At 26.8% G+C, this 684-nt stretch carries 2 protein-coding genes; both read right to left on the bottom strand.

Annotated features, from left to right (window positions below; all coding sequences use genetic code 11):
• Window positions 1-191, bottom strand: a 191-nt coding sequence (locus tag RT405_RS05255; protein WP_313468186.1) for an MgtC/SapB family protein, incomplete at its 3' end; no start/stop codon positions are given.
• A gap of 72 nt (window positions 192-263) precedes the next feature.
• Window positions 264-684, bottom strand: a 421-nt coding sequence (locus RT405_RS05250; protein WP_313468169.1) for a PRD domain-containing protein, incomplete at its 5' end; no start/stop codon positions are given.

Genomic DNA, 684 nt, shown 5'->3' with positions numbered 1-684 from the left:
GCTCCGATAAAACCAATACCACTGACAACTTGTGCTGCTATTCGGGCAGGATCTAATTTATATCCAGGTAAATTAATCACGTCATTAAAGCCATGTTGTGAAACGATCATTATTAAAGCACTTCCTAAAGAAACAAGGAAATGTGTTCGAATTCCTGCTTCTTTTGCTTTTAGCTCACGATCAAACCCTATAATACAACCTAATACACTTGCAAGTAATAATCTTAAAACAAATATATAATTTATTTTAAAGCCTCCTTATCTTTAATTATTTTTTTTAGGCAAAATATTAATTTTCACTAAATGCATTATAATATAAGCTTCTTCCGCTTTATCTAAATTAGTATTCAAATTCTTCTCAATTATTTTTTTAATTTCTTTTTCAAGAGGAACATATTCAGAATATTCTTTAAAAATAAGTTGGAAAAATTCAAATTCAGGAGCACTTTCTTTTTTTAATACACGCATAATAATAAATTTTATATGTGTTATAAACCTTGAATAAGCTATCGAGCTTTTATTCATCTTTGTTTTGCTGCTAGATTCAATCATTTCAATTATTTCATATATTATTTTATTCATTTTAGGAACAGAGATAGAATCTAATTCGGAATAAATGGATTGTATATATAATACTAAAAAGTCAATTTCAGATTGCGGTAATTCGTATCCTAAATAATTACTT

It is taken from the genome of Carnobacterium sp., from assembly GCF_032094055.1.
Taxonomy (GTDB): domain Bacteria; phylum Bacillota; class Bacilli; order Lactobacillales; family Carnobacteriaceae; genus Carnobacterium_A.
The sequence above is the reverse complement of the archived record's forward strand: the minus strand, read 5'-3'. Positions and strand labels throughout refer to the sequence as shown.